At 41.1% G+C, this 16,035-nt stretch carries 13 protein-coding genes; 7 read left to right on the top strand and 6 right to left on the bottom strand.

All coding sequences use genetic code 11. From position 1 onward, the window contains the following. Positions 1–61: 61 nt before the first annotated feature. The gene (locus tag H6G26_RS22825) at positions 62–1,150 is read left to right on the top strand and encodes a T3SS effector HopA1 family protein (protein WP_190731434.1); all 1,089 of its coding nucleotides are present in this window, start codon (positions 62–64) and stop codon (positions 1,148–1,150) included. 208 nt (positions 1,151–1,358) lie between these two features. Here the strand turns inward: H6G26_RS22825 and H6G26_RS22830 are convergent, their stop codons facing one another. Continuing rightward, positions 1,359–1,898, bottom strand: a complete 540-nt coding sequence (locus H6G26_RS22830) for a hypothetical protein (RefSeq protein ID WP_190731435.1) — start codon at positions 1,896–1,898, stop codon at positions 1,359–1,361. 227 nt (positions 1,899–2,125) lie between these two features. Then, complete coding sequence (gene xth / locus H6G26_RS22835) at positions 2,126–2,908, bottom strand: exodeoxyribonuclease III (protein WP_190731436.1); 783 nt, start codon at positions 2,906–2,908, stop codon at positions 2,126–2,128. A gap of 457 nt (positions 2,909–3,365) precedes the next feature. On the opposite strand from xth, the gene H6G26_RS22840 reads away from it, so the two are divergent. From H6G26_RS22840 to H6G26_RS44295, 4 genes are all read left to right on the top strand, one after another. After that, a complete protein-coding gene (locus tag H6G26_RS22840; protein ID WP_190731437.1) occupies positions 3,366–4,436 on the top strand; it encodes a glycosyltransferase family 4 protein in 1,071 nt (356 codons plus the stop codon). Between the two features lie 54 nt (positions 4,437–4,490). Continuing rightward, complete coding sequence (locus tag H6G26_RS22845; protein ID WP_104909358.1) at positions 4,491–4,676, top strand: hypothetical protein; 186 nt, start codon at positions 4,491–4,493, stop codon at positions 4,674–4,676. A gap of 119 nt (positions 4,677–4,795) precedes the next feature. After that, positions 4,796–5,818: an alcohol dehydrogenase catalytic domain-containing protein gene (locus H6G26_RS22850; RefSeq protein WP_190731446.1), complete on the top strand. Its 1,023-nt coding sequence runs from the start codon at positions 4,796–4,798 to the stop codon at positions 5,816–5,818. A 43-nt stretch (positions 5,819–5,861) separates the two neighbouring features. Beyond that, complete coding sequence (locus H6G26_RS44295) at positions 5,862–5,966, top strand: hypothetical protein (RefSeq protein WP_347242494.1); 105 nt, start codon at positions 5,862–5,864, stop codon at positions 5,964–5,966. On the opposite strand, the gene H6G26_RS22855 is transcribed toward H6G26_RS44295, so the two are convergent. The 3 genes from H6G26_RS22855 to H6G26_RS22865 form a co-directional block, all read right to left on the bottom strand. After that, the gene (locus H6G26_RS22855) at positions 5,953–7,572 is read right to left on the bottom strand and encodes a glycosyltransferase family 39 protein (RefSeq protein ID WP_190731438.1); all 1,620 of its coding nucleotides are present in this window, start codon (positions 7,570–7,572) and stop codon (positions 5,953–5,955) included. The genes H6G26_RS44295 and H6G26_RS22855 overlap by 14 nt on opposite strands. A gap of 584 nt (positions 7,573–8,156) precedes the next feature. Then, positions 8,157–9,473 (bottom strand): recombinase family protein, encoded by a 1,317-nt coding sequence (locus tag H6G26_RS22860; RefSeq protein WP_190731439.1) that lies wholly within the window; start codon positions 9,471–9,473, stop codon positions 8,157–8,159. Positions 9,474–9,570: 97 nt separating this feature from the next. Continuing rightward, positions 9,571–9,930: a VOC family protein gene (locus H6G26_RS22865; protein WP_190731440.1), complete on the bottom strand. Its 360-nt coding sequence runs from the start codon at positions 9,928–9,930 to the stop codon at positions 9,571–9,573. Positions 9,931–11,062: 1,132 nt separating this feature from the next. On the opposite strand from H6G26_RS22865, the gene H6G26_RS22870 reads away from it, so the two are divergent. Then, complete coding sequence (locus H6G26_RS22870) at positions 11,063–12,970, top strand: adenylate/guanylate cyclase domain-containing protein (protein WP_190731441.1); 1,908 nt, start codon at positions 11,063–11,065, stop codon at positions 12,968–12,970. 160 nt (positions 12,971–13,130) lie between these two features. On the opposite strand, the gene speY is transcribed toward H6G26_RS22870, so the two are convergent. Beyond that, positions 13,131–14,303 (bottom strand): deoxyhypusine synthase, encoded by a 1,173-nt coding sequence (gene speY, locus H6G26_RS22875; RefSeq protein WP_190731442.1) that lies wholly within the window; start codon positions 14,301–14,303, stop codon positions 13,131–13,133. A gap of 258 nt (positions 14,304–14,561) precedes the next feature. Here speY and H6G26_RS22880 point away from each other — a divergent pair, with 258 nt between their 5' ends. After that, complete coding sequence (locus H6G26_RS22880) at positions 14,562–15,446, top strand: ParA family protein (protein WP_190731443.1); 885 nt, start codon at positions 14,562–14,564, stop codon at positions 15,444–15,446. Positions 15,447–16,035 lie beyond the last annotated feature (589 nt).

Genomic DNA, 16,035 nt, shown 5'->3' on the forward strand with positions numbered 1-16,035 from the left:
ATCAACTCCGACTCCTGACTTCTGAATTCTGTTTTTTTAAGTTTGAGTTATAAATAGATTAATGCCAAATTACTCTACCAATCAACCGCTAACTTCTCTATTCGACATTGCTAAGAATATTCAGATTGAGTCAAATTTTTGTATTTATCATCCTAATTATCAACCCTTTGCTCTACCGACTAAAGTAGCCGATAGATTTCAGCAGAACTCGGCAGATTTACAACAGAAATATCTTACTCTACTGCTGCGAAACTTTCTTTACGGTATCTATTACAATGGCTCTCTACAAAGTACTTTAGCAGTCAATACTGATAATACTAATCGTCCGCCAAAGCAGAATTTAACAGATAATTCCATCTTGGAAGTTGATTGGAACTTTTACGAGCAATTGCACGCCAGTAATCACGGCATAGGTTACTTTGACCCCCGATGGCAGGTGTTGCGGAAAGAACCTGATGGTACTATGGCAGTGACTAAAGGCGGTTTAACACTTTATGTTGAGCCAGATTGCCATTTAAAATCCAGCAAGAAATCTACCAAAGTGGGTGACATGGTAGCAATCTGGATGCCCAAAAATCGATTGCAAAATGGCTGTTACTTGGCAGTTAGTAATGTTGGACAGGAACGCCAAAGTAATCCCGATGCTGATTTAGGAGCAGGGCGAATTTACTTTAACTTTACGGCATCTGGTGCGATCGCTCTTATGGAAAGCCTGACACTGCAATTAAATGCAGCCTCGATTCCCTTTAGCTTTCAGGTTCTCCACAATCCCAGTGCATACGGACGCTATGATTCGGGGCTACTTTACTTTGAACTCCCTGACTATCCAGCAATCCGCACAATCCTTCAGGCTATTTATCCAGAAAATCAATCGCATTTCCAGCCCGAAATTCCCTTGTTTACAAAATTTTTAGCACCAGGATTAGGTTTAGCTGAAGAACCAACCCAAAAATTTGCAGCACAAGAAAGTTTTGGGATGAACCGTTGCCAAATCGTCGCTAATGCTTTGTTAGAAGCTTGGCAAAAAGGTAAAAATGCAATGGAAGAACGGATGAGGACGATTGACCAACACTTTGCGCGACACCTAATAGATTTACAACGTCCTTATCTCAATCCCAGCTCTGAGGATATATATAAGCCGTTAAATTAATTGATAGAAAATGGCGAGGCACAGAGGCAGAGAAGAATAATTTCTAACTATCCAATAAAGTCAATAACACTTTTAGGTTTTGGATGAATAGCAACCAAATTAAAATAAAATGTTGTATCCAAAAATTTACCTCTCTACAGTGCTGAGATAAAAAATTATTAATTCAGGTTTCTCAGAATTCCTCGCTCTAAAAAACCTGAAAAAACCTCTATGAATTAGAAAGTGTAAACAAAGATCCACCGTGAGCGGTAGGAATACTGTAGGCAATTTGATCAAGTCTTGGATCGGCAGCCTTTAAATCTCCAAAGAACGTCCCTCGTTGCTCTGGTGTCACCAGAATGTCCGCAGAATTACGCCCTGAAAGCGAAGATACAAATATCTCTACGAAACCACGAACCTCAAGGCTTTGTTTTTCATCCGTCAGTAGTTCTGGCTTCTTAATAATATCTGGCTGCAAGAGGAATAAGCCCGTGTCATTTGCAGGAAGCCTCAACTGGAATCTTACCTTTGGAGGGATTGGATCTGGAACCAAGGGACCTCCAACATTTACTCCAGTTACATCAAGCAAGGGAATAACGTCGTTTAAAGACGGTGTAACAGCTGTAAATACAAGAGACAATACTACAGAGAAGGGATTGAGATTAGAAAGAGTTAAGAAATAGCCTTGGATGACTTTGCGAGAAAGGGGACTCTTCAACTCTGGTGGTAATTGTGATTTAACGAGAATTTCAAAGGTTGAAACAAGCATTATGTTTACCTTGTTTTATGTTGACAATGAGTTTACTTAAGTACCTACTAGGGGCAACTCAGAAATTTCTTAATAATTCAGTTATTTGAAACATTTCTACACAAACCATTAGGTAGGCGTGAAACTCCATATCGGCAATCCAGAAAACTACACAAAAACCTTGAGCGCCGACCGCCAGCACTCAAGGTTTGCAAAAGAGAGGTCTTAAACCTGTCTCCATATCCAATTCAAAATTCCACAATTACTGGCGTATGGTCGCTGGGTTGGGTTAATTTTCTGGGTGCGGCATCGATGATGCAACTTGTAGCACGCTCATATAGCACGGGTGTGAGATAGTGATGGTCAATCCGCCAACCTAAGTTGCGACGGAAGGCGGCGGCGCGATAATCCCACCAGCTATAATTTCCGCCTTCTGCGGTGAATTTGCGAAAAGCATCGGCAAATCCTAGTTTCAGAATATCGCGTAAGGCTTGACGCTCGGTTTCCGTTGCCATAATGTGATTTTCTGTACTCACTTGCTCGTGAATATCCTTGTCTTCTAGGGCGATGTTGAAGTCACCGCACACACAAATTGCAGGTTCCGACAGCACCAGCAATCGTAAATACTCGTGTAGCGCTGCCAACCAACGCAATTTATATTCATATTTTTCAGTTCCTACTGCTGCACCGTTGGGAACATATAAGTTAACAATCCGAACACCATCAGTTACACCTGTAATCACCCGCTTTTGCTCATCCCATTCGTGGTGTAAATCTGGCAAAATCGCCCTAAAACCGCTACTTACGTCTACGAGCGGCTGGCGGCTAATTAGGGCTACGCCGTTATAAGATTTTTGTCCTGACATATAAAGGTTATAGCCTAACTGCTCAAAAGGCGATCGCGGGAACTCGGCATCTATAACCTTGGTTTCTTGCAAGCAGAGAACATCAACGGGATTGTTAGTTAACCAATCAGTAACCTGTTCTAGACGAGTGCGAATTGAGTTGACGTTCCAAGTAGCGATTTTCATTAGTTATCAGAATTTTTTGGAAGATTAATAATTACAAATTGTGTAATTATTGTACAGTTACTTAATATTTATAATTTCTGTTATATTTCCCAATTACGTTTAAACGAAGCTTTAATAACTTGATCCCATTAAATATTTTAGTATTGTCAGAGACAAAATATTCAATTTTGTAAGTTCTGCTACAAAATATTCTACCTTATTATGATCCCCAAGGCAGATGTAACAAGTAATTGATTTGCTATAAGTTAGAAGTCTAGCTCAGGGTTGAGTTTTGCCGAGAGTGCGTTTGATTTGTCGGTAGGAAATTTGCGACATGGTTAACCATTATTGCGTTTTTCGTAGCCTGTTAGGTCTAATTTAAATGTCAAAAGAGTAAGTACAAATGCTCTGTTCTCATACAATAATGATGCAACTCATTATATTGAGGACAATTTCATAGACTGAACCAATAAAACTTATGAAAATCGCTCAAGTTGCACCCTTATGGGAAAGGGTTCCACCTCCTAGTTATGGAGGAATAGAATTGGTAGTAAGTTCCTTGACTGATGAACTTGTTCGTCGCGGTCATGAGGTAACTTTATTTGCTTCTGGCGATTCTCAAACTTTGGCTCATTTAGAAGCAGTTTATCCGCGTGCATTGCGCTTAGACCCAAATGTAAAAGAGTATGCAGTGTATGAAATGCTGGAACTGAGCCAAGTTTACGAACGTGCTACCCAATTCGATATTATCCATTCTCATGTAGGAATTTCGGCGCTACCTTTAGCGAGTTTGATAACAGCAACTTCTACAGTGCATACCCTGCACAATGATTTTACAAGAGACAAGTGTTACGCATTTAGCTACCACCAAAAGCAACCTTATGTCAGCATTAGTAACTCACAGCGTCAAATCGATCTCAATTATATTGACACGGTTTATAATGGAATTGAAGTAGCACATTATCCATTTGTAGCCCAACCTTTAGAACCTCCCTATTTGACGTTTTTAGGTCGTTTTTCGCCAGAGAAAGGGCCACAACATGCGATCGCTATTGCTAAACAGAGTGGTTGGCGCTTGAAGATGGCAGGAAAGGTTGATGTCGGAGACTCTAAATTTTTTGAACAAGAGATTGCCCCCCTCATAGATGGTCAGCAAATTGAATATCTAGGCGAAATTAACCACGCCGAAAAGATTGAACTTCTGGGCAATGCTGCAATAACTCTTTTCCCCATTAGCTGGCAAGAACCTTTTGGGTTAGTAATGATTGAATCAATGGCAACTGGTACACCAGTAATTGCCATGAATTTTGGTTCCGTACCTGAAGTGATTGCCCACGGTAAAACAGGTTTTATCTGCAAAACCTATTCAGAAATGGCGGCAATGATTCCACTAGCTTTGGAACTCAATCGTCAAACCTGTAGAAAACACGTAGAAAACAACTTTAGCGTTAGCCAAATGGTTAACGGATATGAAGCTGTTTACAGACAAATTATTAAAGACCGCATAGAATCGAATGGCTGCATTTGTGCCGCTAACATTCAGTTTTAATCAACTGTTTTTTTATCCAGTTTAAACAATAACTTTTTTAAGGAGGACATTGGTATGAGTACGAGAGCCAACACCTGCCCATGCTGCGGTGGTTCCCTCCTGCGCCATGCCCGACATGGTGAACTATATTGGTTTTGCTTGTCGTGCCGACAAGAAGTACCGCTATTAACTGCTACTCGCTTGCCGAATGTGGAAACCCGGAACACCGGGGTGGTTCCCCAGCCAGCAGTGAATACCTAATTTTTCACCATTTTTTAGATTAATAAAAGCTGACTATAAAATCAAGCTAATTTACTTTAAACCTATCGACTAGCTTCAACTGGTAAAATCGGATGGAGCTAATTGATAGGTTAAAAGCTTTGTTAGTAGCGTTACTTTATGGGCAAGAAGATTTACGCTTAGAGCAAGTTCCTGACCCCACTCCGGCGGCTGGTGAAGTTGTGATCCAAGTGGAGGCAGCAACAACTTGTGGTACAGATTTAAAAGTCTGGCGGCGTGGTGGTCATGCCAAAATGCTAATACTGCCGACGCTGTTTGGTCACGAAGGTGCTGGGCGAATTGTTGCCTTGGGAGCAGGCGTTACAAATTGGCAAGTGGGCGATCGCATTGTCGCTAATAATTCTGCCCCCTGCATGAAGTGCTTTTTTTGTCAACGACAAGAGTATTCTTTATGTCCAAATCTGACTTGGAATAATGGTACTTTTGCCCAATACTTGAAAATTCCTGCACCGATAGTACAGCATAACTTGTTGCAGATACCCGATGAGTTGCCGTGGGAATTGGCAGCCATGACGGAACCCTTAGCTTGTGTGTTGCACGGTATAGCCCGTTCTAATATCAAAGCCAAAGATCAAGTAGTCGTCTTAGGAGATGGGGCGATCGGGCTGATGTTTGTGGCGGCGTTGAGTGAGAAAGCTGAGGTGTTGCTATGGGGAGGTAATGATCACAGGCTAGAAATTGGTCAAAAATTGGGTGCAGCCCAGACTTTTAATTATCACCAAATCTCGGATATTCCCAGTGTGGTGAAAGAACTCACCCAAGGATGGGGCGCAGATGTGGTGATTGAAGCAACTGGTGTACCAAGTGTTTGGGAAACTGCGATCGCCTGCGCCCGTCCTGGTGCAACAGTCAACTTATTCGGTGGATGTCCACGCGATACCAGCATTAGCGTCAATACAGAGCAGCTACACTACAGCGAACTTACTATCAAAGGCGTATTTCATAATACACCAAAGTATGTGCAGGAGGCGCTGGCACTGATTGCTAGTCGTAAAATCCCCTTTGAGTTACTTATTAGTGAACAGCGGCCATTAAAAGATTTAGAACAGGTCTTTTGTGAGATGAAGGCGCGACAGGTAATTAAGGTAGCGATGATTCCTTAGATCGTCTTAGTTACAGTGTGAGGAAGAACACAAAATGTTATTTATGGTGGTTGAGCGATTTAAGGACGGCAAGACTAAAAAGATATACCGCCGATTTCAAGAGAAAGGGCGCATGAATGCCCAATCCCCCACACTTACAGGCGATTAGTTTCTTTTGTAACTAACTTCCAGCCTTCAGCTTGGTCAACTAGCTTCATCGACTCTAGTTCGAGATTGTTGAAAGCAGATGCATGAAGCAGGAAATAGGGTTGCCCGTTGTAGCGCCAATAATATTGCAGTTCGCCAACAGAAGCAGGAATGATGGTGCGATCGCTATAATAATCCAACGAGGGACGATGGTAAGAAAAAGATGTGTAAATCTTCTTCGTCGCTGGATTTGCCCGCACGATCATGGCGGCGACTGGTTTAACTGGATAGGCTTCAGATAATTCCCAAACCCAGTAGTTAGATTTCATTAATAGGAGCAGCGAAAGATAACTTCCCCAAAACAAAATCTTCAAAAATTGCCCGTCGCCTCGCTCTGCCAAAATAGCTGCTAAGGTCATAGTTAAAGCTACTGCTGCAAAAATCAGTTGTAAGTCTGTTTTTGGTGTTGTACCCCAACTGAAATAAATACTACCAGCAGAAGCGGCTACAGCAAGCATCGCTAAACCAGCAACCCAAGCACGGGGATAGGATGAGAGTAAAGGCGAATCTTCTGTCTCTGATAATTGGATACCAAAAGCTAAAGCTAAACTAGGGTAAATGGGGAATAAATACCAGGGAACTTTGGTAATCATGAAAGAAATTACCAACAGATAAACACCACTCCACGCCATTACCAGTTTTGCCCAGCTAAGGTTGCGATTTTCCCAGGTTAAGCGGACAGTTTGCGGTAAGAATAATAGCCACGGCCATGTGTACTTGAGAAGTTCAATAACATAGTACCAAGGTGGTTCAGGATTACTTTCTACAAATGAGCCAATTCGGCCTAGTGATGGGTTTACAAGCCCAATTTGGGCGAAAGTGTAACCATAGTGAATTAGTTGGGCACTATACCAAGCAGCTACAGGCAGAATGCCAATGAAGATTGCTATCCATAGATAGTAGCAAGTGAGTAGTCGTGGTGTATCCCAAAATAGAAATACGATCGCGATCGCACCTAGTAATGCGCCTAATAGCCCTTGAGTCAGGCAAATCAGCCCAAAACTAATACCAACACCAAGGCAATAACGTAAATCTCGGCGCGATCGCAACACGCACAACATCATTACCATCAAAAAACTCACCATCGCCCCATCCAACATTGCCAGCCGCCCATGACGCACCACAGGTAGCATTGTTAGATAAATCAAGGCGCTATAAATCGCTGCCCAACGCTGGCGAAATATTTCTCTAGCAATGCAATACAGTAAAGGTACAGATGTCGCTGTTAAAATTGCTCCAGGCAGGCGCGTTGTCAACTCATTTTCGCCTCCTAAAGAATAAGCCCCAGCAATTAACAAATGCATTAAAGGCGGCTTGTTATGATATGGTTCGCCTCCTAGCGTTGGGTAAAGCCAACGCATTGAACCTGCTGGAGCGTGCCAAATTTCACGAGCAACCTGTGCCACAGTCCCTTCATCCCAATCTCGCAACGGCAATCCTCCCAGATTGATGCTAAACAGTAAGACTGCTGCCAACAGCAATACTATTAGCCATACCCAATCAATCCATTTGCCAACCGTGCGATGCTGTCTTTCTAGATGACTCCAAATAAAGCTTCCTTCTTGCATATTCTATGGTAATCATTTTACTTGCTGGTTTGATTACATAGAGACCAGAGCGAATCTCCAATGTTGCCACCCAGTAGCAACCTATATTCTTAACAATTGCTAGTTTCCAACATTAACTCAAATTTCTCTAATTAGCGCTATTTTTTGAAAAAATTATATTGGTGATTTAAATAACATTTTAGCGATAAATTATTTATTACCTGTTGGTTAATCCGTAAATAAACTTGTATTTTATTTTGAGTATGAAGCTCACTTTAATTTTTATCTATTTAGTTTTTATCTAGCTAGATTCAGAAATACACGAAATATTTGTTACAGGGTTTTAATGATGTGCTGAACACTTAAAATAATTATTTATCATCTTTTTAGGTAGTAATTACCAACACTTTCTAAATCTTCCGGTTCGTTACCATCTCGCCTTGAAATCTATTAATAACCTCGTTTCTAGCCTCTGCCTGGAAATGTTCATCATTGGGCTGCTGCCGCTAGTCTTGAGGCAAAGCCTCACATTAGGCATTCCCAGCCGATTGGTTTAGCTATCACTATGACTGCGCCTTCTGGCTTTAATATTTTTAATATTGGGATTAAAAAATAAAAATTATTTGTAGTTCTAATTCTTTATTCTGAAAAGTAATATTTATTTGCCTGATAAATTCCCGGAAGTAAAATCGTCGCTCTGTTTCCGACAAATCTAACCAAAATTGCGGTATTGAAACAGCTTGAGCAACAGAACGCAAGTTAACTGGGGGAAGAGTCGCCAACTTTGCTTCAAGTGCAGAAATTTCTGTGCGGAGTTTGTAAGCTCTTAACTTTGCTGTTTCAACATCTAAAATTCCAGTTTCAATTAAAGCGGGTAACTGAGCAAGTATTTCTTGCTGACGAGCGATCGCTTGTCCTAAACTATTCTTGACTGCATCCAATTGGGGAAAGTTCATCCCTGCTACAGCTAAGGGTAAGTCACGGCAAACGGTTTCAATTGTATGTTCTAAAACCTCTTGGTAGGGAATAGCCTTACACTTGGGGCGTTGAGGACAACTAGTAGAACGTAAATAAAGATACTCTTTATCTTGATTGCGTTGGGTGACACGAGTAACTGTCAGATGTGATTGACACTCAGCACAGACAACCAACCCAGCTAAAGAACGCCTAGCACTAGCAGTTCGGGGTGGTAAACGGCTGTTACGGCGTAAAAGTCGGTCAACTTGGGCAGCTTCTTCTTTAGAAATTATTGGAATATGGGTATTAGAGATAATTTCACCATTTTGGTAAGCTGTATTGCCGCGATAAACTGGATTAGTCAGCCAGCGTCTTCCTGTGGTAACAGAGATTTTTTTGCCGTATTTTTTCGCCAAGTAACGAACTGAACCCCGCAGGGAACCATAGAGTAAGAAGTGTTCAAAAAAATCTTTGACTACTGGTGAAGTACTGCGATCAACAGTATATTTTCCCTTACCTCTGCGATAACCGTAGGGAACTTTGCCCGGTGGCGGTGCAACCTCAAGACGATTACGGGCGTGTCCTTGACGGATGCGACGGCTACGTTGCTGACGTTGGATTGCGTGTAATAAATTTAGTAAGTCAGCGCCCAGAGGGTAATTTTCGGAAGTATAGGGCTGTTCTGTAGCGATTATCGCTACTCCCATTGCTTCGAGTTTATGTAAGCGATCGCTAATTTCCTCTATAGTATCCCCTAATTCTTCTAACCGCCGAATCAACAGATAATCTGCTGGTTCAGTTTCGCAATCGGTAAATAATTGTTGTAATTGCGTTCTCGTAGCCTGTGCAGAAGACTCTGGCTTACCCAAATCTTCATAAACCCGATCCACCTCCCATCCCCAATCAGCTTGATCGGGAGAAGATTCTAAAAGCGGATTGGTGTAAGAGTAGGCAATTATTTTCATTTGTCATTGGGAAAGAGGAGGCAAATCGCGCAGCGTGTCGTAGACAAGGCAGAAGTTCTTGAATTTTTAATTTTTAATTTTTAATTTGATTTCCCCCTCACTCCTGACTTAACTCGATAATATTTCCATCAGGATCTTGAGTGAATAGAGCAGGGCGACCAGAAGCGCTGGGTTGAATGGAATAATTATGATTGAGCAAATCTTGTTTGGCAGCGTCTAAGTTAGCGACTGAAAAAGCGACATGAGGGTTGCGTCCCCATTTTTCGTTTGGGTTTTCGGTGGGGACAGTAGGTGCAACTATCAGGTGAATTTGATAGTTGCCGACTTGATACCATGCACCAGCATATTTTAGGGAACGATCTATTTTAGATAATCCCAATACTGTGCCATAAAAGTGTTCAGAGCGTTCTAAGTCAGTCACAAGAATTGCTGTATGGAGACTTTGGGTAATCTGCATTATCGGTGGGTGCGATCGCGTTTATTTAAATTTTGACGTAGTTTGATCAAAATAAACTCAGCCCATCACTCTGATAATCTCTCTAACGCCTCCCGTGCGATCGCCCCCCAATATTCATCCTTATACTCAACATATATCTCTAACGCTGTCTCTAAATAAACCCTCGCCTCTGCGTCGTTTTCTTCTGCTTCTGTATTGAGGATAACTTATTTGTAAAAACTATAGCTATGCCTAATTGTCAATCTACCAAAAGATACAAAAGATAGTATTGGCGTTCACTTACTTAATTTTGCTCGACTAAATCAAAAGGTTGTTCATGGCCGTTTTCACTCAATAAAACTGGGTTGATATAGAAAAACAGCACACTTAATCAATTAATATCAATTTCAGTAAGAAAACTGAGTATTAGTAACTTTTACAAATTTTACCCAAACAGGCTTGTATATTGCTCAAACATTTGAAAGAATAACTAAAATAATCATCTGTGGTACTAAATGATTAATTGTTACTTCTAATTACTAAATTGTTAATTTTCAGCGTGATGGTTGGTAATCTGGCAAAAACTTGAGGTTTTTTGTTACTATCCCTTAAAATCTCCTTTTTCCTCTAAATACTCATTGTCAAAATAAATTTCAAGCCTGTTTTTACAAAACCATGAAAAACCAAGTACTAGATCGGATTTTAAAAACCCTTCATTCCCAAATAAGTTTAAACGGTTGGAACTGGATAATAAATTCCGCATCTATAGATACATACGAGCAAGTGCTATAGCGTTTCCTAATCACATAAGGTACATCATAGTTTCTTCCTCACTTGCGGGTTGGAGGTGGGGTTATCGTACCTTACAAGGGTCGAGAACCGCTATAAGCTGTTACGCATTTAACTTGAACATTTACATGAAGGCTGATGATCGATGACTGATGATTGATGACTGATAACCGTTAACCGTCAACAGTTAACAATTAACAACCGTAAAGAGTGTTTATACTTTTTTAGCGCGCATCAGCTTAACAGCATGAAAATAAATTATCCTATTTGAGGATGTTAGCAAAAAACTAGTTTTAAAAAATTAGCACAGCGAGCTAATGAAACTAATCTGCTATCAAGTGCTTTAATTTTATATAAAAATTACATGGCTCAAGTAATTAATGCAATAACAGATGCTTTGTTTATAACTAGTAATTTAGGGAAAATAAAAAAGGTAAATCTTGCGGCTCAACAATTATTTGGTTTTAGCGAAGAAGAATTAATTAATCAACCAATATCATTGATAATTGATGAGGAACAAGTCTTGAGAAAAGCCATTCATCAGTATCATGCTTTTCAAAAAAATATTCAGAATTTAGAGTTAGTTTGTCGAACAAAGACTAGGGAAAAGCGGTTGATTGCTTTTTCTTGTTCAGTAATTCCGAAAAAAAGAAAAGGATTAGAAGATATTGTCTACATTGGTCGAGATATTACTGCAAGGCAGCGCCGGGAACAGCTTACAAGTGCCCAGTATGCTATCACTCGTATATTATCAGAATCCCAAAATGTAAAACAGGTAATTCCGCAAATTTTGCAGTCGATTTGCCAAAACTTAGGATGGGATTTAGGTGAGCTTTGGACACCAAGCCAATATATTGGTACTTCCGTACAAGTACATAGCCTCAATGCAGTACTAAGGTGTGTGGAAATTTGGTCAAGTCGAATAATTTCGGCGCGAGAGTTTAAAGCAATTACCTGGCAAACTACCTATACATCCGGTGTTGGCTTACCTGGTCGAATTTGGATCAGGCGTTTGCCTCTGTGGATTCAAGATATTACAGAAGATGGAGACACTCGGCGATCGCAACCTGCTGCTGAAGCGGGATTGCACGCAGCTTTTGGCTTCCCCATCTTAGACGATAGTGAAATTTTAGGAGTGATGGTTTTCTTTAGCCGGGATGTACAACCAAAGGATAAAGAACTATTGCAAATGATGGCTTCTATTGGTAGTCAAATAGCCCAGTTTATTAAACGCAAACAAGCAGAAGATGCTCTTGTGGAAAGTGAAGAACGGTATCGGGATTTATTTGAAAATGCTAATGACCTGATTCAATGCGTCAATGCCTATGGTCGTTTTTTGTATGTCAATCGTGCATGGCAAGAAGCTTTGGGATATAGCGAAGCTGAAATTGTAAATATGAATGTTTTTGATATTATCCATCCAGACTTTAAACAAGAGTGTTTACAAAGATTTTATCGTGTGCTGTCAGGAGAAAAGATCGGACAAGTAAAAGCCGCATTCGTTACTAAAGATGGTCAAACAATCTTTTTAGAAGGTAATATTAACTGTAAATTTGTCGAAGGTCATCCAGTTGCAACTCGCGGCATTTTTCGCAATGTCACCCAGCAAATAGCAGCAGCAGAAGCGCTGCGCCATCAGCAGGAAGAAACCGAACGTTTATTGCTGAATATTTTGCCAGCAGCAATCTCCAAACCTTTGAAAGAAGCAGCAACTAACATTGCCGAAGAGGTTGCTTATGTCACAGTTTTATTTGCAGATATTGTCGGCTTTAGCGAAATTGCTGCTTCTATGAGTGCAATTCAACTGCTAAACTTACTCAAATCGATTTTCTCAACTTTTGATCGCCTCACCGAACAATATGGTTTAGAGAGAATCAAAAGCATTGACGATGTTTATATGGTAGTTGGTGGTTTGCCCACACACCGTCCAGATCATGCTCAAGCGATCGCTCAAATGGCACTCCAGATGCAAACTGCGATCGCTCTATTTAATACTGAGAATAACCAAAACTTTAGCATCTGTATCGGCATCCATAGCGGTTCCGCAGTGGCGGGAGTAATTGATCTCAACAACTTTACTTATGATCTCTGTAAAGACACGATAAACATCGCTAGCTGCATGGAATCCGAAGGTATTGTTGGTAAAATCCAGGTTACAGAAGATACTTATAAGTCTTTGTGTGATGAATTCTTATTTGAAAAGCGGACCGAAATCGAAGTTCAAGACAAAGGAAAAATGACAACTTATTTATTGATTGGGCAAAAGGGATGAGGGGCATTGAGAAGAGGACTTGTTGCAAGTTCTCACAAGTTCCCTTGTCCCCCTGCTCCCTGCTCCCTGCCCCCTGCCCCCTGCCCCCTGCTCCCTGCTTCCTGCTCCCTGCCCCCTGCTCCCTGCTCCCTGCCCCCTGCTCCCCTGCCTCCTCTACTCCCTACGTATTCGGAATCAACCTACCACAGGGATAAGTCGCTGTTTGCTTTTGGGCACTGTCAGCCACTGCTGCTCTAACCTGATCAGATGGTTGAGTTTTGGCTGCTAAATAGTCTTTTTGCAGTTTATCCAAAATAGCTTCTCGCTTGTCATACACACGCTTCAGGGGACGAGGCTGGCACTTGTTCAAAACGTATGCTGTCACCAATGGTAAAGCGATCGTGCTATCGGTATAACAAACAATAGTGTTAGGTAACTCTTCCGGGTCAATCTTACCCCAGCTAACGGCTTCCGATGGGGTTGCTCCAGACAAACCGCCTGTATCTGGACGCGCATCGGTAAACTGTATAAAGTAATCGTGTCCTCGTTCTTCTAATCCCAATACTTCGTGAAGTTGCGGTTGAGTCTGTAGCAAAAAGTTCTTAGGACTACCGCCACCGAGAATTACAGCCGCACTTTTACCTCCTGATTCACGGGCATTATATGCGATCGCAGCCGTTTCATTTACGTCAATTGATGGATCTATCACCAGCTGCGAACCTTCCAAAGCCAAAGCCGCCACGTTCATCCCAATTGAACTATCTCCTGGAGAAGACGTATATATAGGCACGCCATACTCATAAGCTGTAGCAAGCAAGCAGGAATTCTGCACACCCAACTGCTTTTCTACTTCCCGAACATATTTACCCAGTAAATGGTGAAACTCAGCAGTTCCCATTCGCTTCTGAAACGCCTCTCCTTGCAGAATCTTGCGGATGAACGCATCAGTTTCTAGCAGCACATCGTAACCAAAAATAATGTCATAAATGCGAATAGTGCCTTCTTGGCGCAGTTTCACATCATCCAAAAACGGATTACCAGCAAAGAGTTCAAAACCTAAACCGTAGTGCATATCGTGGTAAAGATTTGCACCAGTGCTAATCATCCAGTCAATAAAACCGTTGCGAATTAAGGGTGCAAGCGCTGAAACCCCAAATCCTGCTGGTGTCATCGCACCGGAAAGGCTAACTCCCACCGTGACACCTTCCGTTAACACATCACGACTCAGTAATTGGCAGATTTCTCGCAACCGCGCTGAGTTGTAAGCGGTGAAGTATTGATCAATCAAATCCACCACACTAATATCATTTGATATGGGTGTAGGTGCGATTTTTTGACCCAGCTGTTTAGACATTTTGGCACTCCCGAACAGTAAACACGCCGAATCTAATCGTATCTAGCTTTCAACCAAAGTGACAGCAATTTTACCAACTCATTTCATCAAAAAACGGTACGACGGCTGAGATTAAATCGTGTCACCTACCTCAACGCCTACAGTTGAGGCAATCTCACCTTTTGAGTTTCCGAAAATATTAAATTTAATGGAAGATTTAATAGATTGATAGAGGTGTACGCTACCTAGATGGAAATGCGTCAACAGAGGACTCAACCAATGGGATATATAATTGCTACTGCAAATATGAAAGGTGGCGTTGGTAAAACCACCCTCACCGTCAACTTAGCTACCTGTTTAGCTAAAAATCATGGCAAGCGGGTGCTTGTCCTTGATTTAGACAGCCAAATTAGCGCTACACTCAGTTTGATGTCGCCTTTAGATTTTGCCAAGCGTCGGAAACAAAGTAAGACATTTAGGTATCTAATAGACGAAGTTATTAATCCAGAGCCACAAGCAAAACTTACAATTCAGGACATCATTCAATCCCAGGTTTGTAATCTTCCTGGGCTGGATTTATTACCAGGGGATATCGATTTATATGATGAATTTGTTGTTTCAGAAATGCTACATCAGCAAGCAACTGCTTTAGGTGAACAGGACTTTGAAACAATTTGGAATCGCTTTGAAAGAGTCCTGATCAATAATATTTTAAAACCTGTACGTCAAGAATATGATTTTATCCTTTTAGATTGTGCGCCTGGATATAATCTATTGACTCGTAGCGCTTTAGCTGCCAGTGATTTTTACATACTTCCTGCTAAACCAGAACCCTTATCTGTAGTGGGTATTCAACTGCTAGAAAGACGAATTGCTCAATTAAAAGACAGCCACGGGCATGAAACCAAAATACATATAAAAATGCTGGGAATTGTATTCAGCATGTCCAGCGCTAACCTTCTCACTGGCAGATACTATAAACAGGTGATGCACCGTGTTGTTGAAGATTTCGGTGTAGAAAAAATTTGTAAGGTACAAATACCAGTTGATGTCAATGTTGCTAAGGCTGTTGATAGTTTTATGCCAGCTGTTTTAAATGCTCCCCAATCAGCTGGTTCAAAAGCGTTCTTTCAGTTAACTCAGGAATTGTTGCAAAAGCTATAGTTCTTCTGTGTTGAGTTAAATAAATACCTAATTCCCTTCCTAAGAAGGGAAGGGAATTAGGTAATAAGCATTAAAGTTACGTGAGTTCGATGAACCTCTCCCTCCCAGCCTGCCTTTCCGAAACGGAAAGGCAGGAGCAACGAAAAATTCAGCTTTTTTCTCCCCTCTCCGACACGGAGAGGGGTTGGGGGAGAGGTCAAATAAGACTTGTCGAACTCACGTTTAATTGTATAAACACTCTTTACGGCCGTTAACCGTCAATAGTTAACGATTATCAGTCATCGGTCATCAGCCTTCATGTAAATGTTCAAGTTAAATGCGTAACAGCTTAAACCGTTCGTAAATAACAAGATTTCCGATTTATTAAAGTCAAAAATTTTAATATTTTAATTTTCCTCAATCAATTAGGGTTGCTATTTATTGTGTGCAAAAATAAAAGATAGTAAAAATTAAGTAAATTTTCCGACAAGTCCAGTATTTATACTGAAGCTATGTGAGGTGATATTCAGCTATTGAGTGAAAAAGTAAGTAAATTTCACTAAGAAACAATGATTACTAACAATTCTGTACAGGCAGAGACAAATCAGCA

The sequence above is a fragment of the Nostoc sp. FACHB-888 genome (assembly GCF_014696655.1).
In the GTDB taxonomy this organism is placed as follows: domain Bacteria; phylum Cyanobacteriota; class Cyanobacteriia; order Cyanobacteriales; family Nostocaceae; genus Nostoc.

Excerpts from the sequence above, each read along its gene's own strand:
- H6G26_RS22825 (WP_190731434.1), top strand. The coding sequence starts at position 62 with ATGCCAAATTACTCTACCAATCAACCGCTAACTTCTCTATTCGACATT.
- H6G26_RS22830 (WP_190731435.1), bottom strand. The coding sequence starts at position 1,898 with ATGCTTGTTTCAACCTTTGAAATTCTCGTTAAATCACAATTACCACCA.
- xth (WP_190731436.1), bottom strand. The coding sequence starts at position 2,908 with ATGAAAATCGCTACTTGGAACGTCAACTCAATTCGCACTCGTCTAGAA.
- H6G26_RS22840 (WP_190731437.1), top strand. The coding sequence starts at position 3,366 with ATGAAAATCGCTCAAGTTGCACCCTTATGGGAAAGGGTTCCACCTCCT.
- H6G26_RS22845 (WP_104909358.1), top strand. The coding sequence starts at position 4,491 with ATGAGTACGAGAGCCAACACCTGCCCATGCTGCGGTGGTTCCCTCCTG.
- H6G26_RS44295 (WP_347242494.1), top strand. The coding sequence starts at position 5,862 with ATGGTGGTTGAGCGATTTAAGGACGGCAAGACTAAAAAGATATACCGC.
- H6G26_RS22855 (WP_190731438.1), bottom strand. The coding sequence starts at position 7,572 with ATGCAAGAAGGAAGCTTTATTTGGAGTCATCTAGAAAGACAGCATCGC.
- H6G26_RS22860 (WP_190731439.1), bottom strand. The coding sequence starts at position 9,473 with ATGAAAATAATTGCCTACTCTTACACCAATCCGCTTTTAGAATCTTCT.
- H6G26_RS22865 (WP_190731440.1), bottom strand. The coding sequence starts at position 9,930 with ATGCAGATTACCCAAAGTCTCCATACAGCAATTCTTGTGACTGACTTA.
- H6G26_RS22870 (WP_190731441.1), top strand. The coding sequence starts at position 11,063 with ATGGCTCAAGTAATTAATGCAATAACAGATGCTTTGTTTATAACTAGT.
- speY (WP_190731442.1), bottom strand. The coding sequence starts at position 14,303 with ATGTCTAAACAGCTGGGTCAAAAAATCGCACCTACACCCATATCAAAT.
- H6G26_RS22880 (WP_190731443.1), top strand. The coding sequence starts at position 14,562 with ATGGGATATATAATTGCTACTGCAAATATGAAAGGTGGCGTTGGTAAA.